At 41.4% G+C, this 25,657-nt stretch carries 32 protein-coding genes; 9 read left to right on the forward strand and 23 right to left on the reverse strand.

What is annotated here, in order from left to right; all coding sequences use genetic code 11:
• Positions 1–66: 66 nt before the first annotated feature.
• The 6 genes from SORDD25_RS01875 to SORDD25_RS01900 all read right to left on the reverse strand — a co-directional run bounded on the left by SORDD25_RS01875 (position 67) and on the right by SORDD25_RS01900 (position 4,741).
• The gene (locus SORDD25_RS01875; RefSeq protein WP_001036151.1) at positions 67–1,122 is read right to left on the reverse strand and encodes a BMP family lipoprotein; all 1,056 of its coding nucleotides are present in this window, start codon (positions 1,120–1,122) and stop codon (positions 67–69) included.
• A gap of 89 nt (positions 1,123–1,211) precedes the next feature.
• Positions 1,212–1,601, reverse strand: coding sequence for a cytidine deaminase (locus tag SORDD25_RS01880; protein WP_061852411.1), 390 nt, complete (start codon positions 1,599–1,601; stop codon positions 1,212–1,214).
• A complete protein-coding gene (deoC, locus tag SORDD25_RS01885) occupies positions 1,588–2,250 on the reverse strand; it encodes a deoxyribose-phosphate aldolase (RefSeq protein ID WP_061852412.1) in 663 nt (220 codons plus the stop codon). The genes SORDD25_RS01880 and deoC overlap by 14 nt, the downstream gene beginning before the upstream one ends.
• Positions 2,251–2,269: 19 nt before the next feature.
• Positions 2,270–3,547 carry a pyrimidine-nucleoside phosphorylase gene (locus tag SORDD25_RS01890; protein WP_061852413.1) on the reverse strand — a complete coding sequence of 426 codons (1,278 nt, stop codon included), beginning with the start codon at positions 3,545–3,547 and terminating at the stop codon, positions 2,270–2,272.
• On the reverse strand, positions 3,544–4,134 hold the full coding sequence (locus tag SORDD25_RS01895; protein ID WP_081103629.1) for a class I SAM-dependent methyltransferase: 591 nt from the start codon (positions 4,132–4,134) through the stop codon (positions 3,544–3,546). Before SORDD25_RS01895 ends, SORDD25_RS01890 begins: the two co-directional genes overlap by 4 nt.
• 202 nt (positions 4,135–4,336) lie before the next feature.
• Positions 4,337–4,741, reverse strand: coding sequence for a hypothetical protein (locus tag SORDD25_RS01900; RefSeq protein WP_061852415.1), 405 nt, complete (start codon positions 4,739–4,741; stop codon positions 4,337–4,339).
• A gap of 201 nt (positions 4,742–4,942) precedes the next feature.
• Between SORDD25_RS01900 and coaA the strand changes: the two genes are divergently transcribed.
• The 3 genes from coaA (at position 4,943) to SORDD25_RS01915 (ending at position 6,753) form a co-directional block, all read left to right on the forward strand.
• Positions 4,943–5,863, forward strand: a complete 921-nt coding sequence (gene coaA, locus SORDD25_RS01905; protein WP_061852416.1) for a type I pantothenate kinase — start codon at positions 4,943–4,945, stop codon at positions 5,861–5,863.
• A gap of 67 nt (positions 5,864–5,930) precedes the next feature.
• Entirely contained in the window at positions 5,931–6,167 is a 237-nt protein-coding gene (gene rpsT / locus SORDD25_RS01910) for a 30S ribosomal protein S20 (RefSeq protein WP_001274000.1), read from the forward strand.
• Between the two features lie 52 nt (positions 6,168–6,219).
• Positions 6,220–6,753 (forward strand): DNA topology modulation protein, encoded by a 534-nt coding sequence (locus tag SORDD25_RS01915; protein WP_061852417.1) that lies wholly within the window; start codon positions 6,220–6,222, stop codon positions 6,751–6,753.
• A gap of 16 nt (positions 6,754–6,769) precedes the next feature.
• On the opposite strand, the gene metG is transcribed toward SORDD25_RS01915, so the two are convergent.
• The 4 genes from metG to SORDD25_RS01935 all read right to left on the reverse strand — a co-directional run bounded on the left by metG (position 6,770) and on the right by SORDD25_RS01935 (position 12,033).
• On the reverse strand, positions 6,770–8,767 hold the full coding sequence (gene metG, locus SORDD25_RS01920) for a methionine--tRNA ligase (protein ID WP_061852418.1): 1,998 nt from the start codon (positions 8,765–8,767) through the stop codon (positions 6,770–6,772).
• Positions 8,768–8,902: 135 nt separating this feature from the next.
• Positions 8,903–10,162 (reverse strand): ABC transporter permease, encoded by a 1,260-nt coding sequence (locus tag SORDD25_RS01925; protein ID WP_001180392.1) that lies wholly within the window; start codon positions 10,160–10,162, stop codon positions 8,903–8,905.
• 1 nt (position 10,163) lies between these two features.
• The gene (locus tag SORDD25_RS01930; RefSeq protein WP_061852419.1) at positions 10,164–10,865 is read right to left on the reverse strand and encodes an ABC transporter ATP-binding protein; all 702 of its coding nucleotides are present in this window, start codon (positions 10,863–10,865) and stop codon (positions 10,164–10,166) included.
• Positions 10,849–12,033: an efflux RND transporter periplasmic adaptor subunit gene (locus SORDD25_RS01935; RefSeq protein ID WP_061586896.1), complete on the reverse strand. Its 1,185-nt coding sequence runs from the start codon at positions 12,031–12,033 to the stop codon at positions 10,849–10,851. The genes SORDD25_RS01930 and SORDD25_RS01935 overlap by 17 nt, the downstream gene beginning before the upstream one ends.
• A gap of 266 nt (positions 12,034–12,299) precedes the next feature.
• On the opposite strand from SORDD25_RS01935, the gene gor reads away from it, so the two are divergent.
• The 3 genes from gor to SORDD25_RS01950 all read left to right on the forward strand — a co-directional run bounded on the left by gor (position 12,300) and on the right by SORDD25_RS01950 (position 15,276).
• The gene (gor, locus tag SORDD25_RS01940; RefSeq protein WP_061852420.1) at positions 12,300–13,646 is read left to right on the forward strand and encodes a glutathione-disulfide reductase; all 1,347 of its coding nucleotides are present in this window, start codon (positions 12,300–12,302) and stop codon (positions 13,644–13,646) included.
• Between the two features lie 143 nt (positions 13,647–13,789).
• A complete protein-coding gene (locus SORDD25_RS01945; RefSeq protein ID WP_061852421.1) occupies positions 13,790–14,326 on the forward strand; it encodes a biotin transporter BioY in 537 nt (178 codons plus the stop codon).
• Positions 14,327–14,718: 392 nt separating this feature from the next.
• Positions 14,719–15,276: a TetR/AcrR family transcriptional regulator gene (locus SORDD25_RS01950; protein WP_061852422.1), complete on the forward strand. Its 558-nt coding sequence runs from the start codon at positions 14,719–14,721 to the stop codon at positions 15,274–15,276.
• A 33-nt stretch (positions 15,277–15,309) separates the two neighbouring features.
• Here the strand turns inward: SORDD25_RS01950 and SORDD25_RS01955 are convergent, their stop codons facing one another.
• Complete coding sequence (locus tag SORDD25_RS01955; protein ID WP_000807417.1) at positions 15,310–15,528, reverse strand: YdbC family protein; 219 nt, start codon at positions 15,526–15,528, stop codon at positions 15,310–15,312.
• Positions 15,529–15,631: 103 nt separating this feature from the next.
• On the opposite strand from SORDD25_RS01955, the gene SORDD25_RS01960 reads away from it, so the two are divergent.
• Positions 15,632–15,952, forward strand: a complete 321-nt coding sequence (locus SORDD25_RS01960) for a hypothetical protein (RefSeq protein WP_061852423.1) — start codon at positions 15,632–15,634, stop codon at positions 15,950–15,952.
• 27 nt (positions 15,953–15,979) lie between these two features.
• Here SORDD25_RS01960 and SORDD25_RS01965 read toward each other — a convergent pair whose 3' ends face one another.
• The 9 genes from SORDD25_RS01965 to rpsP all read right to left on the reverse strand — a co-directional run bounded on the left by SORDD25_RS01965 (position 15,980) and on the right by rpsP (position 21,207).
• A complete protein-coding gene (locus SORDD25_RS01965) occupies positions 15,980–16,318 on the reverse strand; it encodes an ATP cone domain-containing protein (RefSeq protein WP_001196045.1) in 339 nt (112 codons plus the stop codon).
• 11 nt (positions 16,319–16,329) lie between these two features.
• Positions 16,330–17,049, reverse strand: a complete 720-nt coding sequence (gene trmD, locus SORDD25_RS01970; protein ID WP_061852424.1) for a tRNA (guanosine(37)-N1)-methyltransferase TrmD — start codon at positions 17,047–17,049, stop codon at positions 16,330–16,332.
• The gene (gene rimM, locus SORDD25_RS01975; RefSeq protein ID WP_061852425.1) at positions 17,039–17,557 is read right to left on the reverse strand and encodes a ribosome maturation factor RimM; all 519 of its coding nucleotides are present in this window, start codon (positions 17,555–17,557) and stop codon (positions 17,039–17,041) included. The genes trmD and rimM overlap by 11 nt, the downstream gene beginning before the upstream one ends.
• Positions 17,558–17,632: 75 nt before the next feature.
• Positions 17,633–18,490, reverse strand: coding sequence for an alpha/beta fold hydrolase (locus tag SORDD25_RS01980; protein ID WP_061852426.1), 858 nt, complete (start codon positions 18,488–18,490; stop codon positions 17,633–17,635).
• A 149-nt stretch (positions 18,491–18,639) separates the two neighbouring features.
• Positions 18,640–19,542, reverse strand: coding sequence for a DMT family transporter (locus tag SORDD25_RS01985; RefSeq protein ID WP_061852427.1), 903 nt, complete (start codon positions 19,540–19,542; stop codon positions 18,640–18,642).
• A gap of 129 nt (positions 19,543–19,671) precedes the next feature.
• A complete protein-coding gene (locus SORDD25_RS01990; protein WP_061852428.1) occupies positions 19,672–20,223 on the reverse strand; it encodes a putative immunity protein in 552 nt (183 codons plus the stop codon).
• A gap of 82 nt (positions 20,224–20,305) precedes the next feature.
• On the reverse strand, positions 20,306–20,632 hold the full coding sequence (locus SORDD25_RS01995) for a MazG nucleotide pyrophosphohydrolase domain-containing protein (RefSeq protein ID WP_061852429.1): 327 nt from the start codon (positions 20,630–20,632) through the stop codon (positions 20,306–20,308).
• Positions 20,633–20,675: 43 nt separating this feature from the next.
• On the reverse strand, positions 20,676–20,915 hold the full coding sequence (gene kphA / locus SORDD25_RS02000; RefSeq protein WP_000379617.1) for an RNA-binding protein KphA: 240 nt from the start codon (positions 20,913–20,915) through the stop codon (positions 20,676–20,678).
• Positions 20,916–20,934: 19 nt separating this feature from the next.
• Complete coding sequence (gene rpsP, locus SORDD25_RS02005) at positions 20,935–21,207, reverse strand: 30S ribosomal protein S16 (RefSeq protein WP_000268760.1); 273 nt, start codon at positions 21,205–21,207, stop codon at positions 20,935–20,937.
• Positions 21,208–21,424: 217 nt separating this feature from the next.
• Here rpsP and SORDD25_RS02010 point away from each other — a divergent pair, with 217 nt between their 5' ends.
• Both SORDD25_RS02010 and SORDD25_RS02015 read left to right on the forward strand, forming a co-directional pair.
• The gene (locus tag SORDD25_RS02010) at positions 21,425–22,231 is read left to right on the forward strand and encodes a peptidylprolyl isomerase (RefSeq protein WP_061852430.1); all 807 of its coding nucleotides are present in this window, start codon (positions 21,425–21,427) and stop codon (positions 22,229–22,231) included.
• A 27-nt stretch (positions 22,232–22,258) separates the two neighbouring features.
• Positions 22,259–22,498 (forward strand): zinc-ribbon domain-containing protein, encoded by a 240-nt coding sequence (locus SORDD25_RS02015; RefSeq protein WP_081103630.1) that lies wholly within the window; start codon positions 22,259–22,261, stop codon positions 22,496–22,498.
• Positions 22,499–22,540: 42 nt separating this feature from the next.
• Here the strand turns inward: SORDD25_RS02015 and SORDD25_RS02020 are convergent, their stop codons facing one another.
• The 3 genes from SORDD25_RS02020 to rlmN are packed head-to-tail and all read right to left on the reverse strand — an operon-like array spanning position 22,541 to position 25,650.
• Positions 22,541–24,082 (reverse strand): ABC-F family ATP-binding cassette domain-containing protein, encoded by a 1,542-nt coding sequence (locus SORDD25_RS02020; RefSeq protein WP_000025359.1) that lies wholly within the window; start codon positions 24,080–24,082, stop codon positions 22,541–22,543.
• 1 nt (position 24,083) lies between these two features.
• Positions 24,084–24,563 carry a VanZ family protein gene (locus SORDD25_RS02025; RefSeq protein WP_061852431.1) on the reverse strand — a complete coding sequence of 160 codons (480 nt, stop codon included), beginning with the start codon at positions 24,561–24,563 and terminating at the stop codon, positions 24,084–24,086.
• A gap of 1 nt (position 24,564) precedes the next feature.
• Complete coding sequence (gene rlmN, locus SORDD25_RS02030) at positions 24,565–25,650, reverse strand: dual-specificity RNA methyltransferase RlmN (protein WP_061852432.1); 1,086 nt, start codon at positions 25,648–25,650, stop codon at positions 24,565–24,567.
• Positions 25,651–25,657: the final 7 nt, after the last annotated feature.

The raw sequence follows: 25,657 nt of genomic DNA on the forward strand, positions 1-25,657 counted from the left end.
ACAAAAATTGCCTCAATTCTTAAAGAAGCGACCGATGGCCGCTTCCTAAGAAATGACTTTTATCCATTATTTTTCAGGAACTTTTACGCTTCCGTCAAGGATCTTAGCTTTTGCATCTTCAACAGCTTTTTTACCTTCTTCTGAAAGGTTTGTCACTGCTAGCTCAACCCCTTTATCTTTCAATGAGTAAACAATCACTTGTCCACCAGGGAATTCACCTTTTTCTGTTTTGTTGGCAATATCTTTTACAGTTGTACCAACTTGTTTCAATGTAGATACAAGAACGAAGTTAGATTCTTTACCATCTTTAGAAGTGTATTTACCTTCTGCCGCTTGGTCACGGTCTACACCGATAACCCAAACTTTTTCGTCTTCATTTTTGTTTTCATTCAATGATTTTGCTTCAGCAAAGACACCGGCACCTGTACCACCAGCTGCTTGGTAGACAACGTCTGCACCGGCAGCGTATTGAGCTGCTGCAATTGTTTTACCTTTGGCAGCATCACCAAATGAACCAGCGTAGTCAACTTGGACTTTGATAGATGGGTCTACTGACTCAACACCAGCTTTGAATCCAGCTGCAAAACGTGAAATAACTTCAGATTCGATACCACCTACAAAACCAACTTGTTTCGTTTTCGTAGTTTTCGCTGCTGCAACACCAGCAAGGTAAGCTGCTTCGTTATCCGCAAATCTTACGCTCGCAACATTATTTTGACCTTCAATCACATCATCAATCAAGACATAGTTCAGGTCAGAGTGGTCTTTTGCTGCTTCCTCAACTGCATTGTGAAGGGCAAAACCAACACCAAAGATCAGGTTGTAACTTCCAGCCGCTTGTTGCAAGTTGTTAGCATAGTCTGCTTCACTTGTTGATTGGAAGTAAGTGTAACCTTTATCTTTAGAAAGATTGTGTTCTTTACCCCAGTCTTGCAAACCTTCCCAAGCTGATTGGTTAAATGATTTATCATCAACACCACCAGTATCTGTTACGATTGCTGCTTTTGTCTTCATTTCTGATGAAGATGAAGCTGCGTTACGAGAAGAGCGGTTACCACATGCAGCAAGTCCAACTGCTGCTACTGCAACTAGACCAAGGCCTAGCCATTGTTTCTTGTTCATTACTGAACCTCCTAAATAAGATGTGCAACGATGTTGCAAGTATGGATTGGTTGGCCACAAGGACCGCATCACTCAGAGAGTGACTCAGACTAATTTAAGTCTGTAAATGAGTATGGAAGTAACTCCCCGACCGTCATCTCGACCGTCGATTTATCTTTAGCGACTAAGGTCACTTTTAGATCTTGTTCAAAAAATTCAACCATGACCTGGCGACAAGCACCACATGGCGAGATGGGTTTTTCAGTTTGTCCGTAAACAATTAATTCTGAAAATTCCCGTTGCCCCTCAGAAACTGCTTTAAAAATAGCAGTACGTTCTCCACAATTAGTCAAGGGATAGCTAGCATTCTCGATGTTCACACCCGTATAAATACTACCATTCTTGGCTACTAAAACAGCTCCGATGGGAAAGTGAGAATAGGGGACATAGGCTTGTTTGCTGGTTTCAATTGCTAGTTCAATCAACTCAGTAGTCGCCATCTGCCAATTCTCCTTTTAAAATCGCAACGCCAGCAGATGTTCCGATACGGGTAGCGCCTGCTTCCACAAAAGCGACAGCATCTGCATATGAACGAGCTCCACCAGCCGCCTTAACACCCATATCTGGCCCGACTGTTTTACGCATCAACTGAACATCCTCTATAGTGGCACCACCAGTTGAAAATCCAGTTGATGTTTTGACAAAGTCAGCGCCTGCTTTCTGGGATAATTGGCAAGCCACAACCTTTTCATCGTCTGTCAACAAGCAAGCTTCGATAATGACCTTAACCAGCTTGTCACCACTTGCTTCTACGACAGCACGGATGTCCGATTCAACCAAATCAAGATTACCTGATTTGAGGGCACCGACATTGATAACCATATCAATCTCATCTGCACCGTTTTGGACAGCTTCTTTTGTTTCAAAAGCTTTCACAGCTGAAGTTGTTGCTCCCAAAGGAAAACCTATTACTGTACAAACCTTTACATCTGAGCCTTCAAGCCCTGTTTTCGCATGTTTAACCCATGTGGGATTGACACAAACGCTGGCAAAGTCATACTCACGCGCTTCAGATAGCAAACGATCAATTTGTTCTTGACTTGCATCTTGCTTCAAAAGCGTATGATCGATATATTTATTTAACTTCATATTCGGATTCTCCCTGGTTTTATGAGATAATTTCTATAATTTCTCGTAAACTTTGCACTCCATCATTTATTTTAACATATTTTTGAAATTCTGTAACTAGTCCAGAAGAAATTTTTCCATTTGTATGAACTTTTGCAACAATTTCACCCTTTTGAACGGAATCTCCAACTTTCTTTTCAAAAACAATCCCTGTTTCATAGTCCAAGTCATCAGACTTGACTGCACGACCAGCTCCTAGTCTCATGGCATAGAGTCCAAATTCCATTGCAGGAAGAGCTGAAATAACACCCGTTTCTTGAGCAGGGATTTCCACCACATGGGCAACTTTGACGGGGCGATAGAGATCTTCTAAATCACCGCCTTGTGCTGCTACCATTTCTTCAAACTTAGCCAGTGCTTGACCATTTTCCAGGTGTTGACGGATTTCCTCGATCGTTTTTTCAACATCAGCCAAGCCAAGCATAATCTGAGCTAGCTCGCAGATAAAGTGACTAATATCTTCTCGGCCATTTCCTTTGAGAATCTCGATTGCCTCAAGGATTTCGAGACGATTGCCAATAGCTTTTCCCAAGGGTTGGCTCATATCAGTAATGACTGCTACTGTCTTTCGACCAACAGCCTTACCAAGATCCACCATGGTTTGAGCCAATTCACGCGCCTCACCAACCGTCTTCATGAAGGCACCCTCACCGACCGTTACGTCTAGCAAAATGGCATCCGCTCCTGCAGCAATTTTCTTGCTCATCACCGAACTCGCAATCAAAGGAATCGTGTCGACAGTTGCTGTCACATCACGGAGGGCATAGAGAAGTTTATCTGCTTTAACCAGCTGATCTGACTGCCCAATGACAGATACACCAATGTCCTGTACCTGACGAATGAAATCCTCTTGACTTCGTTCGACTTGATAGCCCTTAATGGACTCCAATTTATCAATTGTTCCACCAGTATGGCCGAGACCACGACCACTCATTTTAGCAACGGGCACACCGAAACTCGCAACAAGTGGAGCCAAGATTAAGGTCACCTTATCACCTACACCACCAGTCGAATGCTTGTCAACTTTAACCCCCTCAATAGCTGACAAATCAAACTCCTGACCTGTCTTGACCATATTCATCGTCAGATCAGAAATCTCACGTGTGGTCATTCCTTTAAAATAAACAGCCATAGCAAAAGCAGACATTTGATAATCTGGAACAGTCCCAGCCACATAGCCTTCTACCAACCATTTGATTTCAGCCGTAGTCAGTTCTTGACCATCTCGTTTCTTATGGATTAAATCAACTGCTCTCATTCTTTCACACTTCTAAGGATATAGTATCCCTTATCTTTCTTTACGATTTCACAATTTCCAAAAACGTCTTCCATCTTGGACTTGGCACTTGGAGCTCCTTGTTTTTTCTGAATGACGATGGTTAAATCTCCTCCGTCTTTCAAGAAATCTCTGCTTTTTTCGATAATCTCATGAACAACCTGTTTGCCCGCTCGGATGGGCGGATTGGAAATAACATGGTCAAATTCCCCTTCAACTTGTTCATAGACATTGGATTGGAAAATCGTCGCTTCAACCTTATTTCGTTCAGCATTTTGTCGCGCTAAGTCCAAGGCACGATTATTGATATCTACCATGGTTGCCTGAACTCCATAAGCCTTCGCCAATGACAAGCCCAATGGCCCATAACCACAACCCACATCAAGGACCGTCTCTCCTTCATTTACCTCTAGACACTTGAGCAAGAGCTGACTCCCAAAATCAACCATTTTCTTGCTAAAAACACCCGCATCCGTCAAAAAGGTCATGTTTTCTCCCAACAACTCCACTCTCAACTCATGAATGTCGTGAGCAGCATCAGGATTTTCTGCATAATACATTTTACTCATAAAACTATTTTACCATAATTTGGCTTGAATTGTAAATCGTTTACAAAGTGATGATCAAATGAAAAAGACTGAAGAATCCTAGCCAAAAAACCTTTTCTTCAATCTCTTTCAATTATTAGAAATACATTACAATCTATCGGGAACTACAAATTATCATAGTCAGGAAAAAACAGATCGTCTACAATCAGGCGCATTTTTATTACTATTTCTTAACCTTAAAATACTTTATTATCAACAGGATTCCCAACAAGATGTTTAGATAAAAGCCCAGCTGATAAGTTTGTGTCAGGATTTCCAAACTTGTCCAAAGGCGTATCAAATCTTCTAGTGACATACGGAATAGATATCCTTCTGTAGCAATCCACAAAATCAAAAATAGATAACTACCAGCAGCAAGCCATTTTGTCCACTGCTTTTTTACTAGCCAAGTAATCAAGAGTGAACAGATAAAGATAACTGTTACAAGGAGATGATCCATTAAGAAGGTAAAACCATAATAGGTTTCTACAAAGCGTCTACCATTATCCGCATTCGCTCCCCTTATAAAAGGTAAGGCAAAACTTAAAATAAAACAGAGTTCCAATATATAACTTTTTAAGATTTTCATGACACACCTCCTATAAGTTGTGAACCACAAAGCCCACTTTCAATAACTGATAAGTCTTCAGAAACCATTCTCTATCTCATCATTAAATTATTCAACCTCCATCTACCTCTATTATACGATATTGACTTACTACCATCAAGAAACCGCTTTATCTTTTTAGCTTTTTATGGTATGATAAACAAAATATCTAGGGGAAAACAAATGACCAACGAATTTTTACATTTTGAAAAAATCAGTCGCCAGACTTGGCAATCATTGCATCGCAAAACAACCCCTCCCTTGACAGAGGAAGAGTTAGAATCCATCAAGAGTTTCAATGACCAGATTAGTCTGCAGGACGTAACAGACGTCTATCTTCCCCTTGTCCATCTTATCCATATTTACAAGCGCACTAAGGATGATTTGGCATTTTCAAAAGGAATTTTTCTTCAACGCGAAAGTAAATCTCAGCCTTTTATCATTGGGGTTTCTGGAAGCGTTGCTGTGGGGAAATCTACTACTAGTCGCTTGATTCAGATTCTACTATCACGCACTCTCCCAGATGCTACTGTAGAATTGGTGACAACTGACGGTTTTCTCTATCCCAATCAAACCTTGATAGACCAAGATATCTTAAATCGCAAAGGTTTTCCTGAAAGTTATGATATGGAAACCTTGCTGAATTTTCTTGACCGCCTAAAGAATGGGCAAGATGTCGATATTCCTGTCTATTCTCATGAAGTGTATGACATTGTTCCTGGAGAGAAACAACGTGTCAAAGCTGCTGATTTTGTCATTGTCGAGGGGATTAATGTCTTTCAAAACCCTCAAAATGAGCGCCTTTACATCACTGATTTCTTTGATTTCTCCATCTATGTGGATGCTGCTGTCGAGGACATTGAAAGCTGGTATCTGGATCGTTTCTTAAAGCTGCTCAGCTTTGCCCAAAATGACCACAACAGCTACTACCACCGCTTTACGCAAATGCCAATTGGAGAAGTTGAAGCCTTTGCACACCAGGTTTGGACCAGCATTAATCTCACAAATCTACAAAACTATATCGAACCGACAAGGAATCGCGCCGAGGTCATTCTCCACAAGACTAAAAACCATGAAATCGATGAAATTTACCTAAAAAAATAATTTCCCCTTGTCAAAACCTAAGTTTTCATATATAATGGTATAGTTAGTAAATATGGAGGTAAGAATATTGGCAAACATTAAATCAGCTATCAAACGCGCTGAATTGAACGTTAAACAAAACGAAAAAAACTCAGCTCAAAAATCAGCTATGCGTACTGCTATCAAAGCTTTCGAAGCAAACCCTTCTGAAGAACTTTTCCGTGCTGCTAGCTCAGCTATCGACAAAGCAGAAACTAAAGGTTTGATTCATAAAAACAAAGCAAGCCGCGATAAAGCTCGTCTTTCAGCTAAACTTGCTAAATAAGAAACAGTCCATAGAGGCTGTTTTTTTGTCCTCTAATCAGAAAAGGTAGAAAATGAAAATCGCAATCATAGGATATTCTGGAGCAGGCAAGTCAACTCTAGCTGAAAAGTTTTCAAACTACTACTCCATCCCCAAACTGCATATGGACACACTCCAATTTCAACCTGGTTGGCAAGACAGTGACCGCGAATGGATGTTGGGCGAGATGAAAAACTTTCTCACAAAGCATAAAGCTTGGGTTATCGATGGCAACTACTCTTGGTACTATTACGAGGAAAGAATGCAAGAAGCTGACCAAATCATCTTTCTCAACTTTTCACCATGGACTTGTCTCTTTCGAGCCTTTAAACGGTATCTCACATACCGAGGAAAGGTCAGAGAAAGTATGGCAGCAGGCTGCCCTGAACGCTTTGACTGGAACTTTATCAGATGGATTCTCTGGGATGGGCGGACAAAGAATGCTAAAGAACGTTATCAACGGGTTCAAGAAAACTACCCAGAGAAAGTAATTGTCCTCAGGTCACAAAAGGAGATGGACCACCTCTTAGAAAAGCTCACACATAACAAGAAAAACCAACGTACCTAACGTTGGTTTTTTGCTTTTACCCAATCACACTTCCGTTTGGTACAGCTGGATCAACTGTGAGAAGGGTTAATTTGCCATCATGTTCAGCTGAGAGGATCATACCTTGGCTGACATATTTTTTCATCATCTTACGTGGTTTGAGGTTGGCAACGATTTGGACTTTCTTGCCGACCAATTCTTGCTCATTTGGATAGTATTTCGCAATTCCTGAGAGGATTTGACGGTCTTCGCCATCACCAGCATCTAGGCGGAATTTGAGCAACTTATCAGAACCTTCCACTTTAGACACTTCTTTGACTTCTGCGACACGGATTTCGACCTTGTCAAAGTCTTCGAACTTGATTTCATCCTTGTTTAGTTTGAGTTCAACTTCATCTGGATTCCATTCTTTTTCGACTGCTGGTTTGTTACCTTCCATTTGTTCTTTGATATAGGCAATCTCTTCTTCCATGTCGAGACGTGGGAAGATTGGTGTTCCTTTGGCAACAACAGTCACACCTGCAGGGAAATCAGCCAAGCTCAAGTTTTCTAGGCTAGAAACTTCTGCTAGACCAAGTTGTGCCAATACAGCGCGACTAGTTTCCATCATAAATGGCTCAATCATGTGAGCTACGACACGAAGGCTGGCTGCCAAGTGGCTCATGACGCTTGCCAATTGGTCGCGAAGAGCTTCATCCTTAGCCAAGACCCATGGAGCTGTCTCATCGATGTATTTGTTTGTACGAGAGATAAGAGTCCATACTGCTTCTAGGGCACGTGGGTAATCAACGGCTTCCATGTGTGTATGGAAGTCAGAGATAGATTGCTCTGCTACTTGAGCAAGAGCATTGTCAAATTCAGTCACACCCTCTACATAGGCAGGGATTTGCCCATCAAAGTACTTGTTAATCATTGAAACCGTACGGTTGAGGAGGTTTCCGAGGTCGTTTGCCAATTCATAGTTGATACGACCTACATAGTCCTCTGGAGTGAAGGTTCCGTCTGAACCAACTGGAAGGCTACGCATGAGGTAGTAACGAAGTGGATCGAGTCCAAAACGCTCTATCAACATTTCAGGATAGACAACGTTCCCTTTAGACTTAGACATCTTGCCGTCTTTCATGACAAACCAACCATGACCAATCAAACGTTCTGGCAACTTGATATCCAACATCATAAGAAGGATTGGCCAGTAGATTGAGTGGAAACGAAGGATGTCCTTTCCTACCATATGGAAGACTGTTCCATTCCAGAACTTATCAAAGTTTTCATGATCTTCTTGATCGTAGCCAAGAGCTGTCACGTAGTTGAGCAGAGCATCAAACCAAACGTATACAACGTGTTTTGGATTTGACGGGACAGGTACACCCCAGGTAAAGGTTGTACGAGATACTGCTAAGTCTTCCAAACCTGGCTCGATGAAGTTACGCAACATTTCATTGAGACGACCATCTGGAGTGATGAAGTCAGGGTGAGATTTGAAAAATTCTACCAAACGGTCTTGGTATTTGCTGAGACGAAGGAAGTAAGACTCTTCAGAAACCCACTCCACTTCGTGACCTGATGGAGCTATACCGCCCGTCACATTTCCAGCTTCGTCACGGAAAACTTCCGCAAGCTGGCTTTCAGTAAAGAATTCCTCATCTGAAACTGAATACCAGCCAGAGTATTCACCCAAGTAAATATCATCTTGAGCAAGCAAGCGTTCAAAGACCTGAGCTACAACTTTTTCATGGTAGTCATCAGTTGTACGGATAAATTTATCGTATGAGATATCGAGTAATTTCCAGAGTTCTTTGACGCCAACCGCCATCCCATCAACATAGGCTTGTGGTGTGATGCCAGCTTCTTCCGCTTTTTGCTGGATTTTCTGACCATGCTCGTCAAGACCTGTCAGATAAAAGACATCGTAGCCCATGAGGCGTTTGTAACGAGCTAGGACATCACAAGCGATGGTTGTGTAGGCAGAACCGATATGAAGTTTACCAGATGGATAGTAAATCGGTGTTGTAATATAAAAATTCTTTTCAGACATAATTTTTCCTTTCCAGGCAAATGAAACCTGTTTTTCTAACACTTCATTATATCATATTTTTAGTGATTTTCGATAGGAAAATCCATACAAAAACAAGACAGACAACTGTCCATCTTGTTTTTTCTGTTCTATATCTTATTCATAGCGAAGGGCTTCGATTGGATCAAGCTTAGACGCTTTATTGGCTGGCAAGACTCCAAAAATCATACCAACGCTGGCTGACACAGCCAAGCTAAAGAGAGCGATTGGGAGGGAAACCCCAACTTCAATACCTGCAATCATGTTTTGAAGCAATACTCCAGCTAACATCGTCATTCCAGCAGCAATCCCAAGACCGATGACACCACCTAGCAAGGTTAAGATCATGGATTCAATCAAAAACTGTACCAAGATATTAGCCCGAGTAGCTCCGAGAGCTTTCCGCAGACCAATCTCCCGCGTGCGTTCTGTCACCGAAACCAGCATGATATTCATAACACCAGTTCCCCCGACAAAGAGAGAGATTCCTGCGATGGCACTGATAATGGTGGTCATAAAACCAAATAGTTGTTGTACCTCTTGGAAGGCGGCAGTTGCATCCGCAACTTGGTACTCCCCTTGCTGAAGACCTGCAATCTCAGTCAGTTTTCGAGCCAACTCTGGACCCAAGGTCTGCGTTAGACTAGTATCATTGACACGAAAGACGATATTCGAGATTTCATCAGTATTAAAATTAGCTGCGAGAGAGATATTGGTCGTAATTGGAAGACCACCAATCCCAAAGGCTTTAGCAGTTTTAGCTTCATTGCTAGTATAAACGCCAATCACACGGTAACTAAATTCATTGACAGAGATGATTTGATTAACCGCAGCTTCTGGACTATCAAACAAACTCTTGGCTAGTTCTTCGTCCAGCAAAATCACACTGGCAAATTCCTTGTAGTCTTGCGGTCTTAGACTTCTACCCGCAACGATTTCATTTTCAACTGCGTTCATGTAGGTGCTATTTCCGCCTGTCAGAGTTGCTCGTTCAACCTTCTTATCCTTATAAGATAGAGTAACGTTGGTCGAGTTGGTGACATAGTAACTGTCTACTCCTTTAAGTTTGGCAGCTTCCTTGACCCAGGATTCTAGTGGTTTTGGTGGTTCAACATGAACATCCTCTTCTTTCCCACTGACTGTCAAAGCGGATTGTTTCTGCGTAAAGGAACCGTCCTTGCTTTTGATAGGAGAGAAAAAGACATGGATATCCTTCTGTGATTTGGTCATGTTTTTATTGACCTGACGAGACATGGAGTCTCCCAGTGCCATGATGACGACGACAGACGAAACTCCGATGATAATCCCAATCATGGTGAGGAAGGAACGCATCTTGTGGGCCATGATGGATGAAAAGGCAAATTTCAGATTCTGCATCTTAGTTTTCCTCCTTTTCTACTGGCGCGCTGTCTGATGAGATAACACCATCACGAATGACAATCTGGCGTTTGGCATAGGCCGCAATCTCAGGTTCATGCGTGACCATGATAATGGTCTTCCCTTCCTTGTTTAACTCCACCAACAGTTGCATGATTTGATTCCCCGTCTTAGTATCCAAAGCTCCTGTGGGTTCGTCTGCTAGGATAATAGAGGGATTATTTACCAAGGCACGCGCAATCGCTACACGTTGCTTTTGACCACCTGATAACTCAGAAGGCAAATGATGACTGCGCTCCGTCAGCTCAACCTTTTCCAGAAATTCCTCCGCCAATTTCCGACGCTTTGAAGCCGAAACACCAGCGTAAATCAAGGGCAATTCGACATTTTGAAGCGCATTGAGCTTGGACAAGAGAAAGAACTGCTGAAAGACAAAGCCGATTTGCTGGTTGCGGACCTTGGCCAGTTGTTTCTCTCCAAGGCCTGCAACTTCTTGCCCTTCAAGGTAGTACTCTCCACTGGTTGGTGTATCCAACATTCCGATGGTATTCATCAACGTAGACTTACCAGAACCAGAAGGTCCCATAATGGCAACAAACTCACCTTCATGAACTTCTAGATTGATATTTTTAAGGACCTGCAGTTCTTGATCACCATTTCGATAACTCCTGCAGATATTTTTGAGACTAATTAGTTTCTTCATCAGCCTTCACCTCTTTTCCTTCTTCCAAGGAAGATGTTGGATTACTGATGACCTTGGCACCGTCTGTCAAACCTGAAGTAATTTCTTGGTTGTCTGCGTCCGCATTCCCCAAAGTAACTTCTACCTTCTTCGCTTTTTTCTGGTCGTCAACGATCCAGACATAGTTTTTGTCATTTTCGGTAACAACACTTGTCAAAGGAACAAGGATGGCCTTACTCTTATTTTTGACTTCCACACTGACAGAGAAGCCTTGTTTCAACTCACCGATATCGCTAGTCACATCAACAGTATAAGGGTACTTAGATCCAGTATTTCCTCCAAGGGCTGCATTCGCTGCTTCTCCATTGTTTTTAGGATAATCAGAAATATAGCTGATTTTTCCTGTCCAGCTCTTATCTTGGTAAACCTTCGAAGTAAAGGTAACTTCTTGGCCTACAGAAAGGTTAGCAAGGTTGTATTCAGACAACTCCCCTTTGACCTGCAAGTTTTCATTACTTACAACATGAACTACCACTTGGCTGTTACCCGTTGGCGATTTGGAAACATTACGATTAACTTCAACTACAGTCCCTTCAAGTGTACTGAGGACAGTTGCAGCATCTAGCTGTGCTTGAGCCTTGTTGAGCTGAGCCACAGCATCTGCACGGTTATCCTTGGCATCACTTATTTGAGAATCAATAGAAGATACGGAAGAAGTCGCTGCTTGCGCTTGTTCTGGGAGTCCAGCTTCTGTTGGAACCTGTGGAGAAGCTGGTGTAGCTGATGCATTTTCACGAGCCTTGTTTAACTCCTCGATATGACGGTCTGCCTTTGCAACTGCACGATCAGCCGCATCATAGGCAGCTTGAGCATCTGCACTGCTGTATTTGACCAAAGCTTGCCCTTCTTCGACCTTGTCCCCGACTGAAACGAGAATTTCATCTAAATCTCCCTTACTAGCATCAAAATAAACGTATTGTTCATTTTTTGCTGTAACCGTACCTGATAAGAGAACCGATGAAGCAACAGAACCTTCCTTAGCAGTAACGATATGAGAGGTTTCCTCCTTGACTGCTGACTGGGAAGGTTGTCTAAAAATCAAAATCCCCGCAGCACCGATAACAATAGCACTGGCAACACCAATCGCTGTGTATAATTGCCATTTTTTTGCCTTCTTATTTCTTTTCATTTTTAAGCTCCTTTATTCTTTTGCCTTACAAAAACCATTATATCAGAAATACCAAGCCCAAACAATGATAGTTCAGATGGAAATAATGACAATTCAGGATCATTATTTCGTTCGGTATTCGTTTGTTGGATTATTGTGCTAGATATATAATACAATATCTTTTTGAATTTGGCAAGCGTTTTTATAATTTTTTTATCGTAGCAGATTTTTGCATTCAAAAAATAAAAACGATAGAATATGACTATCAAAGCTATAAGGAGTTTTCTATGAGAGAATATGATATCATCGCTATCGGTGGAGGAAGCGGCGGCATTGCCACTATGAACCGAGCTGGCGAACACGGTGCTAAAGCTGCTGTTATCGAAGAGAAAAAATTAGGTGGAACCTGTGTCAATGTCGGCTGTGTTCCTAAGAAAATCATGTGGTATGGAGCGCAAATTGCTGAAAGCTTCCACCACTACGGCCCTGACTATGGTTTTACAAGTTCAGATGTTCAATTTGATTTCGCAAAACTTCGTCAAAATCGTGAAGCCTACATCGATCGTGCCCGCTCATCTTATGATGGAAGTTTCAAGCGCAACGGTGTTGATTTGATTGAAGGTCGTGCTCATTTCGTTGATTCCCACACAATCAGTGTTAATGGCGAATTGATTCGTGCCAAACATATCGTGATTGCAACTGGCGCTCGTCCAAGCATCCCAACTATCCCTGGAGCTGAACTCGGTGGTAGCTCAGACGATGTCTTTGCTTGGGAGCAACTTCCTGAATCCGTTGCGATTCTTGGAGCTGGCTATATCGCCGTTGAATTAGCAGGTGTTCTCCACGCGCTAGGAGTAAAAACGGATTTGTTTGTCCGTCGCGATCGTCCCTTGCGCACTTTTGACAGCTACATCGTTGAAGGACTTGTCAACGAAATGGAAAAAACAGGTCTACCTTTGCACACACATAAGGTACCCGTCAAGCTCGAAGAAACGGAGCAAGGTATTACCATTCATTTCGAAGATGGTTCTAGTCACACTGCCAGCCAAGTTATCTGGGCTACTGGTCGCCGTCCAAATGTAGACGGTCTGGAGTTAGAAAAGGCTGGCGTCACACTCAACCAACGTGGATTTATCCAAGTGGATGAGTATCAAAATACAGTTATAGATGGCATCTACGCCCTTGGAGACGTTACTGGTGAGAAGGAACTGACCCCAGTAGCCATCAAGGCAGGACGCACCCTATCTGAACGCATCTTCAACGGGAAAACAAATGCTAAGATGGACTACACGACTATCCCTACTGTTGTCTTCTCCCACCCAGCAATCGGAACAGTCGGTTTAACTGAAGATCAAGCTATCAAAGAATACGGCCAAGATAACATCAAAGTCTACAAGTCAAGCTTTGCATCTATGTACTCAGCCGTTACAAGCCATCGTCAAGAGTCTCGCTTCAAACTCATCACCGCCGGTGCTAACGAAAAAGTTGTTGGACTTCACGGACTTGGTTACGGAGTGGATGAGATGATTCAAGGATTCGCTGTTGCTATTAAGATGGGAGCAACCAAGGCGGACTTTGATGCTACAGTAGCTATCCATCCAACCGCTTCAGAAGAATTTGTAACCATGCGCTAATTATCGCAAGAGACCTCTTGAGGTCTCTTTTTACTTGTAAAATCGGCCGTTACAAAATTGTTATCTTGATTTCAAAAATAGGTTGACTTTTCTTTCTGAGTTAGTATAATAGTTACTATAATTTTGAAAAGAGGTTAACAGTTTTGAAAAAAGCTCATATATATGCTATCCCTGCTATCGGTGCAGCTCTCATCGCCGTATTGGCACAAATCAGTCTCCCTATCGGTCCTGTACCTTTCACTTTGCAAAACTTTGCGATTGGTCTGATTGCTACTGTTTTTAGACCCAGAGAAGCTGTTCTATCTGTAGCTCTCTATCTCTTGCTGGGTGCCATTGGTTTACCTGTTTTTGCAGGGGGAGGAGCTGGATTTCACGTTTTAGTCGGTCCAAGTTCAGGTTATCTTTGGTTCGACCTTGTCTATGCTGGACTTACATCTTATCTCATCCATCAAAACAGTGGCTACATTCGCATTTTCCTAGCCAACCTCTTGGGTGACTCCCTCGTCTTTGTCGGGGGAATTCTCAGCCTCCACTTCCTTGCTGGGATGCCATTTGATCAGGCACTTGCAGTTGGTGTCCTTCCCTTTATCCTCCCTGATCTTGGTAAGATTATTGCCATTAGTTTCATTAGTCGTCCCCTACTCAAACGATTGAAAAGCCTTCCATATTTTTCAAGATAAAAGAATAGTCTAGAACCATTGTTCTGGACTATTTCCTTTCTAAGAATCAACTGTACACTATTTAGCTACTTGACTATTCTTATACCAGTATGAATATTAATCGTTTTATTCTTCAAATTACAGCTATTCATGATATGCAAAGTAGAAAAGTATTCTAATTGATTCAAACCAAATAAGCTTCCATTGATTTTGGAAGTTTAACAATTGTATACTTTTCAGAAAACGTATTTTCACTGAGATAGCTATATTTTATAAATTATTTGTGATACAATAGAGCTACCTAAAAGATTCAGAAAATTTAATGTTCATTGATTGTTTATATTAACTTGAACATTCTGATTTTTCTTCATTCAAAAATAACTGTAAATAATTATAAGTAGAAAGGTAATTCTATGGCAAAGAATACTCGTGAGCTAATCATTGGGGCTCTCATCACACTAGCTAAGAAAAATCCTCAGCGTAGTTCCTTTACAATGACTGAAATTGCTGCTGAAGCTGGTATTTCACGACAAGCGATTTATCAAAAGCATTTTAACAACTTTGAAGATATTATCGAATACATTCACGAAGAGACCAATCAACACATTTTTAACGTCTTTAATAAGTACTGCCCTAGCAATGATGGAGATCCTATCAGCTTTTTAGCAGACCATATACTTCCGCTCATATACGAAAAAAGGGAAATTGTTAACACCTTGTATACCACACAAGTCGACCCATGTTGGAAGGAATTTCTGCGTGGAACATACTCAGGATGGGTACTAAAGAATGTCAATTACCAACTGAAATATAATTTTAATAAAGAGGACATCGCTTATATCATTACGACCATGGCAATCTCTTTCATTGAAGTCTGGATTCGTAAGGATGATCCAACACCACCTGAAGAGTATAGAGAGACTTTTATTCAATTGTCTAAAACTTCTCTGTGTGACTATATTGTGTCCTAAAAAAAGAATCTTGAGTTGCACTCAAGATTCTTTTTATTGTTGCCCTTTAAAGGCATCGACCATTACCTGAAATTCTTCATTGGAAAGCGTGATTCCTTTGCCCATTTTGGTATGGTCTGGGCTCCAAGCGCGAATGTCAAACTTTGCAGGGGCACCATTAAAGCTAACGCGATTTAGTTCTTTTGTCCATCCTTTGTCATTTTCAGACAAGGTGAGCAAGTGTTCTTCGATTTCAAATGTAAATTCTGCCATTTTAACTCCTTTATGTGATATGCTTTCTATAGTCTATTCGTAAAAACCTTGTGGATTTTAGGAAATTTTTATATAATATGGATAGATAAGAAGGGAGGATTCTATGAGACAGACATTCAAACTAGTTCTAGATAAACTACATGGTTTTCTCAATGGGAATGATAATCATCCTCAAATCAAGGACAACTCCCTCACTACTATGATTGAACAAGCCATCCAGAAAAAGACGGCTGTTCATGTTATACTTGCTGAGACAAGTTTTACGGGTGATATTGTCAAACACGATGCTATTCGCCAACAAATTATCGTCAAAAATTTTTCAAAAAACGTAACCCGAATCATTCGTATCAGTGATATTAAACGACTTCGTTTTGTTCCCTCAACCGTACAAAAAGCTCAGAAAAGTCTATTTAAGAAAGAGTGAGATGTTCTTTGCACCCCACTCTTTTTCTTAACGGATTTGTTCAAAATGAAGGTGAACTGCGATATGGTCGCCATAACCACTTCTCTCCAAATCGCGTTGCAAGCGATAAGAGATATAGTGTTCTGCAATGGTAATGTAGCCAGCTCCAAGTAAGCGGTGCTCGACCATTGATTGGATCATGCTGATAGTAGCACGTTCTACTTTTGCTTCTTCCAAGTCCAAAACGACTTTTTTAGTAACTTGCGCTAGGTTTTGACGCAGGTCATCGGTCAAAACATAAACTGTTTGAGCTGCTTTTAGGACAGCTTGGTAAATTTTATCTGGATCAAATTCAGCAATTTCTCCATTACGTTTGATTACTTGCATAAGGTTCTCCTTTATTCTTTGTTTTCTTTGATTTCAGCCAGCATCTTTTCTTCTTCGGCTGTCAGTTGATAGTTTTTTAGCAGGTCAGGTCTACGCTCATAGGTTTTCTTTAGGCTCTCATACAGTCGCCACTGGCGAATCTTTTCATGGTGTCCACTCATGAGCACATCTGGCACGACCATGCCTCGATAGTCATAAGGGCGAGTGTACTGAGGATATTCAAGAAGTCCCGAAGAGAAGCTATCATCCTGGTGACTAGACTCCTTACCAATCACTTCTGGAATCAAGCGCACGGTCGCATCAATCATAGTCATGGCTGCCAATTCACCACCAGTCAAGACATAGTCTCCTAGGGAAATTTCATCGGTTACCAAGGTCTTGATGCGCTCGTCATACCCTTCATAGTGACCACAGATAAAGATCAGTTCCTCTTCCTGGGCCAAATCTTCAGCGTAAGCTTGATCGAACTGTTTTCCAGCAGGATCAAGAAGAATGACACGGGGATTTTTCTTTTCAATAGCATCAAAGGCATCGAAAATGGGTTGAGCTCGGAGCAACATCCCCTGACCGCCTCCGTAAGGTTCATCGTCAACATGACGGGCCTTTTCAGCATATTCTCTGAAATTATGGTACTGAATCTCCAAGAGCCCTTTTTCTCGAGCCTTCCCAACAATCGAGTGTTCCAGCGGAGAAAACATCTCAGGAAAGAGGGTTAAAATATCAATCTTCATCGTCTAATCCTTCTAAGATTTCCACTTCGACCCGCTTGTTTGGAATATCAACATTGAGAACTACTGGCGGAATATAAGGTAAAAGCAAATCACGCTTACCTTTTCGTTTGACCACCCAGACATCGTTGGCACCTGGTTGTAGGATTTCCTTGATAGTTCCTATCAAGTTATCTCCCTCGTAAACTTCCAAACCGATAATCTCGTGATAATAGAATTCTCCATCATCTAAATCGTTTAAATCTTCCTCAGCGACCTTGAGACTGTAACCCTTGTACTTTTCAATCGCATTGATATGGTACATATCTTTGAATTTGATAATGTCAAAATTCTTATGCTTACGGTGGCTAGCGATGGTCACTGTTTGGACAAACTGATCTTTTTCATCAAATAAAGCCAGCTCTGCTCCCTTTTTAAACCGTTCTTCAGCAAAATCCGTCACAGACAAGACTCGCATCTCACCCTGCAAACCCTGCGTATTGACGATTTTCCCAACATTAAAGTAGTTCATCTTGTCTCCTGTATTTGTTTCTATCCTTTATTTTATCACGTTCTAGGGATTTTCACAAGTTGGATAGATCCTATCTTACAAGGCTACTACTTCTTCAAAAAATTCACCAACTATCTGATTAAACTCTTTAGGATGGTCATTCATCGGTTGGTGTTTGCTGTCTGAAATCGTTACTTGACGCGCATTGGGATTTAGAGCAATGATACCATCATAGATTATTTTTAGGTGTTTGGGAAAATCATTTTCTCCTCTTACTAATAGCATGGGAGGATTTCCTTCATATCCTTCTATCTCATGGACTGCCAAGAAACCTGTGATTCCAAGGTTCAAGAAAACATCTCGCCCAGTTTCTATAATGGCAGTCTTGACTAATTCTCTTGTGATAGGATTATCTGTACACATTTTTGAGTTTTTATCTGCAATCACCTTCCAAGGAATCGTTTTATACATAAGAGAACTATATTTGATTCGACCTCTTTCTTTATCTGATAGGTAACGATGCTGTCCCCAACTATCTATCATGACCAAGGCTAGAACTCTTTCTGGATGGCGATAGGTGTACTCTTGAAGTGGATTTCCTCCCCAAGAATGACCAACCAATATCACCTTATCTAGCTGGAAATAGGACAAAATAGCATCTACATCTTGAACAGCGCCTTCCAAGTCGGGTAGGCCAACTTTCATAGGTGATTCACCCTGCCCTCTAACATTGACAAAATAGAGGTCAAATCCTTCAAAGGCATCATACTGGTGGGCCCACATCTGACTACGTCCACAAGCTCCATGATAGAAAATAATGTGGCCTTTACTTGCGTTTCCAGGACGATGATAAACAACCAAATCACAATCTACGACTGCTATAAGGTGACGTTCCAACACCTCGGGTTCTCTGTTATAAAAAGCAATAGCTTCAGCAATATCATTTGGCTTCATTTCTACACTCCCTCCTCTTTATCCTGATATCATTCTTTTTATCTATTTTATCATGCTATATTAAAATCATGGTTTTCTAAACTTGATTTTATTAAAAATTTTGAATCTTCTGCATCATTTGGATAAAGAAAAAGACTGCTAAGCAATCTTTACTTTTTTCTCATCAGATTCATGCCTAAAATTCCAGCAATAATCAGAGCAGCCCCTATCACATGGTAACTATAAATTGGTTCGTGGAGGATAAGAGCCCCAGCTAGAATAGTCAAAACTGTTCCAAGATTACCAAAGACACTGACGGTTGATGCTCCAAGTCGAACAATAGCATAGATAGAGAGACTACCAGTCACGATAGAGGCTAGAATTCCCAAATAGAGGATGGAAAGCAGATAGGGTAGCTGTCCAAGCGGCTCTACATAGGCTAATATGTTGCCATCTAGATAGTGCAAGGTCAGGCTTAGCATATTAAAGGTGACGAAGCCAACAAATATCACGACAGCTGTCATATCCATGGCCCGATAGTGGCCTCCTTTAGCCTTGCTGAGAATATTGTTTATCGCATTGGCGAGAACAGATCCCAACATCAAGAGAAAGCCCAAGCTAGCAGTCTCAGTGCTAAAGTTTGCTCCTTTGCTAAGGAAAATGAAAACTACTCCTGCTACGGATAAAATTAAAAAGAACTTTTGAAGCAAGCTTGTCTTTTCCTTGAGAAAGACTGATGCTAAAAGGAGAGTAAAAATCGGGACAAGCGCTTGTAAAATTCCCGCTTCAGAAGACGATATATACTGTAGAGCAAAGGATTGGAAAATAAAAAAGAGGAGTGGATAGAAAAGGCTCATAGGGAGAATAGAAAGGATATCTTTTCTACTTAAACTTACTTTGATAAGTTTGGTTTGATGAAGGACGACCAATACCAAAGCTGCGATTGTATAGCGATGCGCTAAGTTGGTGAGAGGACTGGCATAGCTCAAAGCAATCTTTGTAAATAAAAAAGAAAATCCAATGATGGCTGAAAAAGATAAAGCTGCTAGGTATGCTTTTGTTTTCTCGTTCATAGATTGTTACTCCCTTTAAAAATAGCTATTCTCAAGATAGATCGACTAGAATTCTTTGAGACTGTCTTTCCATTTTAGCATAGTAAAATCCTAGATGCTATTTCTAGGATTGGTATTTTATGCCTTCTTTCACCGTTTATCTATTACATTAGCTAAAAAGGATTCAGCCAGTCTGATCTGCTTTTCTCGTTCTTTTCTCACAAGTTCTAGCTTGTCTGCCTCTTGGAGATTCCTTACTTTGATAGCATAATCCGCGGAAACGATGGCGTGTCCTCTCATATGGGCTGTTGAAATAGCCTGTACAAAGACTCTGGCAGCGTACTTAGCGATTTGATTTTGGGCATTTTTAGAGAGGAGATTTGCTGCGAAACCTGCTTTTCTCAACTCATGAGGTGAGAACTCATTTCTCAATCGTGCATCAAAAGCCTCATAAGCTTGCCGAATTATTTTATTTTTCTCACCTTCATCACCGATATCAATTAAAGATAAGAAATCTCGCGAGTTCTCTAATGCCCATCGAGCTAGTTCTTTCTGAGGAAGTCTATCCAGTATTTGTTCTAGTTCCAATCTTTTCTCAGAGTCGTCCCAAATGGCAACTTTGTAAGGACTGGGTAGGTGATTCATTTTAGTCTTATAGGCAGTTCGTTCAAACTCATTCCATGCATAATCCTCTGGTCTCATTGCTTTCTCATTCTTTCTTACTAGCTAGCGTAAGCTAGGAGACACCTTTCATATTAGTGAAAAGAGATTACTCCTAGTTCTCTTAGAAGTTATCCAAAAATTCTTCCAAATCCCGTTCATGTTGGTACTTAATGGCAGCCTTCTTATCTTTGTCAAAGATGGTTTTGGTTAGGTCAATGTCGTTGATGGCCGCAATTGCGACAGTGTAGTGAATAATATCTGCCAGTTCTTTGGCTAGTTCCTCATTTGAGTCATGGACACCCTCTTTTCGACCAGAGCGCCCATTCAAGACCTCAGCTACTTCTCCGACTTCCTCCACTAGCTTGATAAAGAGGCCTTCCTCAGTCCGAGATTGCTGGTAATGTTCGAGTAAGTAAGCTTGTAATTGTCTAAACGTTAAATCCTTCATCTTCTCCTCCTCACAAAAAAACGAGACATCTGTCCCGCTTTTTTTATTTTTCATCGATAACGATTCTTACTTTTTTGTCTTCAGTTGGGACAGAGTAGACAATCGTTCTTATCGCTGAGATAGTGCGACCCTTACGACCGATAACACGACCGACATCGCTTTGGTCAAGATCCAAGTGATACTCCAAAAACTCTGGTGTGTCTTCAATCTTGATAGTTAAGGCATCAGGTTGTGAAATCAAAGGTTTCACAATCGCAATAATGAGATTTTCAATCGTATCCATCTGTCAACCTACTTTAAACTTATTTTGAGAATTTAGAATCGTGGAATTTTTTCAATACGCCTTCTTTTGAAAGGATATTGCGAACTGTATCTGAAGGTTGAGCTCCATCAGCCAACCATGCAAGAACGCGGTCTTCTTTCAAAGTTACTTGGTTTTCAGCAACAAGTGGGTTGTAAGTCCCAACTGTTTCGATAAAACGTCCGTCACGTGGTGAACGTGAGTCTGCTACGTTGATACGGTAGAAAGGTTTTTTCTTAGAACCCATACGAGTCAAACGGATTTTAACTGCCATTTTTTAATGTCTCTTTTCTTATTTTTTTATTTCGGTGAAATAGCTGAGCTATTTAGCACATATTCTATTATAGCAGATTTCTGACAGGTGTCAAGAAAAAAACTTGACAGAGTTTTGATTTTTTTAACTACTAGAAATTTTTAGTAAAATCTTTTACATTTGAAATCAAGCTCCTTTTAAGGTACAATGGTAGAAATGAATTTTTGAGAGGTTAACAATGAAAAAACTAGCAACCCTTCTTTTACTATCAACTGTAGCCCTTGCTGGATGTACTAGTATCCAACGTGGTCTCCGTGGTGATGAATATGTCGACTCCAGCATCTCAGCTGAAGAAAGCTCAAAAGCGGCTGCTCAGGCTGCCAAAGATTTGAATGACGCTTTGACCAATGAAAATGCCAACTTCCCTCAACTTTCTAAGGAAGTTGCTGAAGACGAAGCTGAGGTCATTTTACACACAAATCAAGGCGATATCCGCATCAAACTCTTTCCAAAACTAGCACCACTAGCAGTTGAAAACTTCCTTACTCACGCTAAGGAAGGCTATTATAACGGCATCAGCTTCCACCGTGTCATTGATGGATTTATGGTCCAAACTGGAGATCCTAAGGGAGATGGTACAGGGGGCCAATCTATCTGGCATGATAAGGATAAAACAAAGGACAAGGGAACAGGTTTCAAAAATGAAATCTCTCCTTACCTATACAATATCCGAGGAGCCCTTGCTATGGCTAACACTGGTCAACCAAACACCAACGGTAGCCAGTTCTTCATCAACCAAAACTCAACAGATATTTCAGCTAAACTCCCTACCAGCAAGTATCCAAAGAAAATCATCGAAGCCTATAAAGAAGGTGGAAATCCAAGTCTAGACGGCAAACACCCTGTCTTTGGTCAAGTCATCGATGGCATGGATATTGTTGACAAGATTGCCAAGGCTGAAAAAGATGAGAAAGACAAACCAACGTCTGCTATCACCATTGATAGTATCGAAGTGGTGAAAGACTACGATTTCAGCAAAAAATAAGCCATCAACATATAAGGAGACGATGACATGATTTTATTTTGGGGTTCTAAAGGTTATCAAAAAGATTTGGGACATACGCAAACTGCGATCGAATGTGGTCACTGTAACAATGTCGACATGTGGGAAATTGTCGAAACTGGACGCAAGTTCACCCTCTACTGGATTCCACTTTTTCCTTATGGTAAAAGTTACTTCGTTTCTTGTCCGATTTGCCACTACGGTAAAGAAATTGAGAAATCTGAAGTTGAAAACTATTTAAATTACTAGTCAAAAAAGCCAAGTCATTTCAACTTGGCTTTTTTACTGCTTTTAAGTTAGCTTGTTAAAGTCCCAGATTTGGTCCATCCAGCCTTCATAAAAGTCTGGTTCGTGACAGACCATAAGAATCGATCCCTTGTATTCTTTGAGAGCGCGTTTGAGTTCATCCTTGGCATCTACATCCAAGTGGTTGGTCGGCTCGTCCAGCACTAAAACGTTGTTTTCACGGTTCATCAAGAGACAGAAACGCACCTTGGCTTGTTCCCCACCTGATAAGACCTGAATCTGACTTTCAATGTGCTTAGTTGTCAACCCACAACGGGCAAGGGCCGCACGGACTTCCGCCTGATTGAGTGCTGGAAAGGCATTCCAGACAGCCTCTAGTGGTGTTTGGCGATTTCCCCCTTCTACTTCCTGCTCAAAATAACCAAGTTCTAGGTAGTCGCCACGTTCGACTTCTCCAGCGATTGGTGGAATAATGCCCAAGAGAGACTTCAGGAGAGTTGTTTTCCCGATACCATTTGCCCCAATAATAGCAACCTTTTGATTGCGTTCAAAGGTGAGGTTTAAAGGCTTGGTAAGGGGACGGTCATAACCAATCTGCAAGTCCTTGGCTTGGAAGATAAAGCGCCCAGGTGTACGAGCCGGTTTGAAATCAAAGGATGGTTTTGGCTTCTCACTTTGAAGTTCGATGATATCCATCTTATCGAGTTTCTTTTGACGAGACATGGCCATGTTACGTGTTGCAACACGGGCTTTGTTTCGAGCGACAAAGTCCTTGAGGTCCGCAATCTCTTTCTGCTGACGTTCATAGGCCGCTTCTAACTGAGATTTCTTCATAGCATAGACTTCTTGGAACTGGTAGTAGTCTCCAGAATAGCGAGTCAACTGCTGATTTTCCACATGATAGACGATATTGATTACGTCGTTGAGGAAAGGAATATCATGTGAAATAAGGACAAAGGCATTCTCATAGTTTTGGAGATAACGCTTGAGCCAGTCAATATGTTCAGCATCCAAGTAGTTGGTTGGCTCATCAAGCAACAAGATATCAGGCTTTTCAAGGAGAAGTTTAGCCAAGAGTACCTTGGTTCTTTGTCCACCTGACAAGGCTGTTACGTCTGTATCCATACCATAGTCCATGACACCGAGGGCACGCGCCACTTCATCAATCTTAGCATCCAAGGTATAGAAATCTCGACTCTCCAAACGGTCTTGGAGCTCTCCTACTTCTTCCATGAGTGCATCAATATCCGCCCCGTCTTCTGCCATTTCCATATAGAGGTCATTGATACGAGCTTCTGCTTTAAATAGCTCATCAAAGGCTGTACGCAAGACATCACGCACGGTTTGACCTTCCTTTAGCACAGCGTGCTGATCCAGATAGCCAGCAGTCACATATTTGGACCACTCCACCTTCCCTTCATCTGGCAACATCTTACCAGTCACGATGCTCATAAAGGTTGATTTTCCTTCACCGTTAGCACCAACTAGACCGATATGCTCTCCCTTGAGGAGACGGAAAGACACATCTTCAAAAATTGCACGATCACCAAAACCGTGACTCAAATTTTTAACTTCTAAAATACTCATTCTAATTCCTTATCTTGTTTTTATGCAGTCCTTTATAGAGAACCCAAGCCAGATAGCCTCCCAGGGTATTAGTCCACAAATCATCAATCTCAAAGACGCGATTAAAATCAAAGAAAAAGTCTAAGACCAGCTGCGTACACTCGATTCCTAGGCTCAGTAGAAAGCTGAGAAGGATGATTTTTTTGGTTTGTCGCAAGTTTGGACAGAGATAGATCAGTTGAAAGACTAGCGGGAAAAGCAAGAAGACATTCAAAATGTTCTGCAAAAAGATCCAAATGACTTGTCCCAAACTGGTTAGTTCACCTAGATTCCAAAGGGAGTTAAAGGGAGTTAAAAGAAAAACCAGGCGTCCAAAAGTTTGAATACCTGGAGTTTCCACTCCTGTAGGAAGTTGAGGCTGCGGAGTGAAGCAAAAACAGACAATGCAAAGGCTGTAGACAGCCACTCCCAATCTTAAGATTAATTCTCTTTTTTTAGTCATTTTATGGATTTACCGCTGCGACTGCCTTCTGGCGATCACGTTTCATTGTATTGGAGCGTAATTGTCCACAAGCTGCATCAATATCTGTACCATGCTCTTGACGGACAACACAGTTGACCCCTTTTTTCTTGAGGGTATCGTAGAAGGCCATCACGCGCTCTTTAGGACTACGGCTATATTGGTCATGCTCACTAACGGGATTATAGGGAATCAAGTTTACATAAGACAATTTCTTGATGTTCTTGAGCAACTCAGCCAATTCCAAGGCTTGTTCAACACCATCGTTGACTTCATTGAGCATGATGTATTCAAAGGTCACACGGCGATTGGTTGTTTCGATATAGTACTCAATAGCTGCAAAGAGCTTTTCAATCGGAAAGGCACGGTTAATCTTCATGATACTTGAGCGCAATTCATTGTTTGGTGCGTGAAGAGACACAGCCAGATTAACCTGTACTCCTTCATTAGCAAAGTCACGAATTTTATGGGCCAAACCTGACGTAGAAACAGTGATGTGACGAGCACCGATTGCCATCCCCTTGTCATCATTGATGGTACGGACGAAATTCAAAACATTGTTGTAGTTATCAAATGGTTCTCCAATTCCCATGACAACAATATGACTGACACGCTCGTCCTGCCCACGCTCATCAAAGTATTTCTGAACCAACATGATCTGCGCTACGATTTCACCGTTATTAAGATCACGTTGCTTCTTAATCAAACCTGATGCACAGAAGGTACAACCAATGTTACATCCCACCTGTGTGGTAACACAGACTGATAAACCATAGTGTTGACGCATCAACACAGTCTCAATCAACATACCATCTGGCAACTCAAAAAGATACTTAACAGTACCGTCAGCTGACTCTTGCACAATTCGTTGTTTCAAAGGATTTACGACAAACTGCTCATTGAGCTTGGCAATCAAACCCTTGGAAAGGTTGGTCATTTCTTCAAAGGACTGGACACGTTTACGGTAGAGCCATTCCCAGATCTGATCTGCACGGAATTTCTTTTCTCCTTGTTCTAATACCCATTCTTGCATGGTTTGACGTGTTAAACTATAAATAGACGGTTTCATCTCTTCT

This window comes from Streptococcus oralis (genome assembly GCF_001579525.1).
Taxonomy (GTDB): Bacteria; Bacillota; Bacilli; order Lactobacillales; family Streptococcaceae; genus Streptococcus; species Streptococcus oralis_M.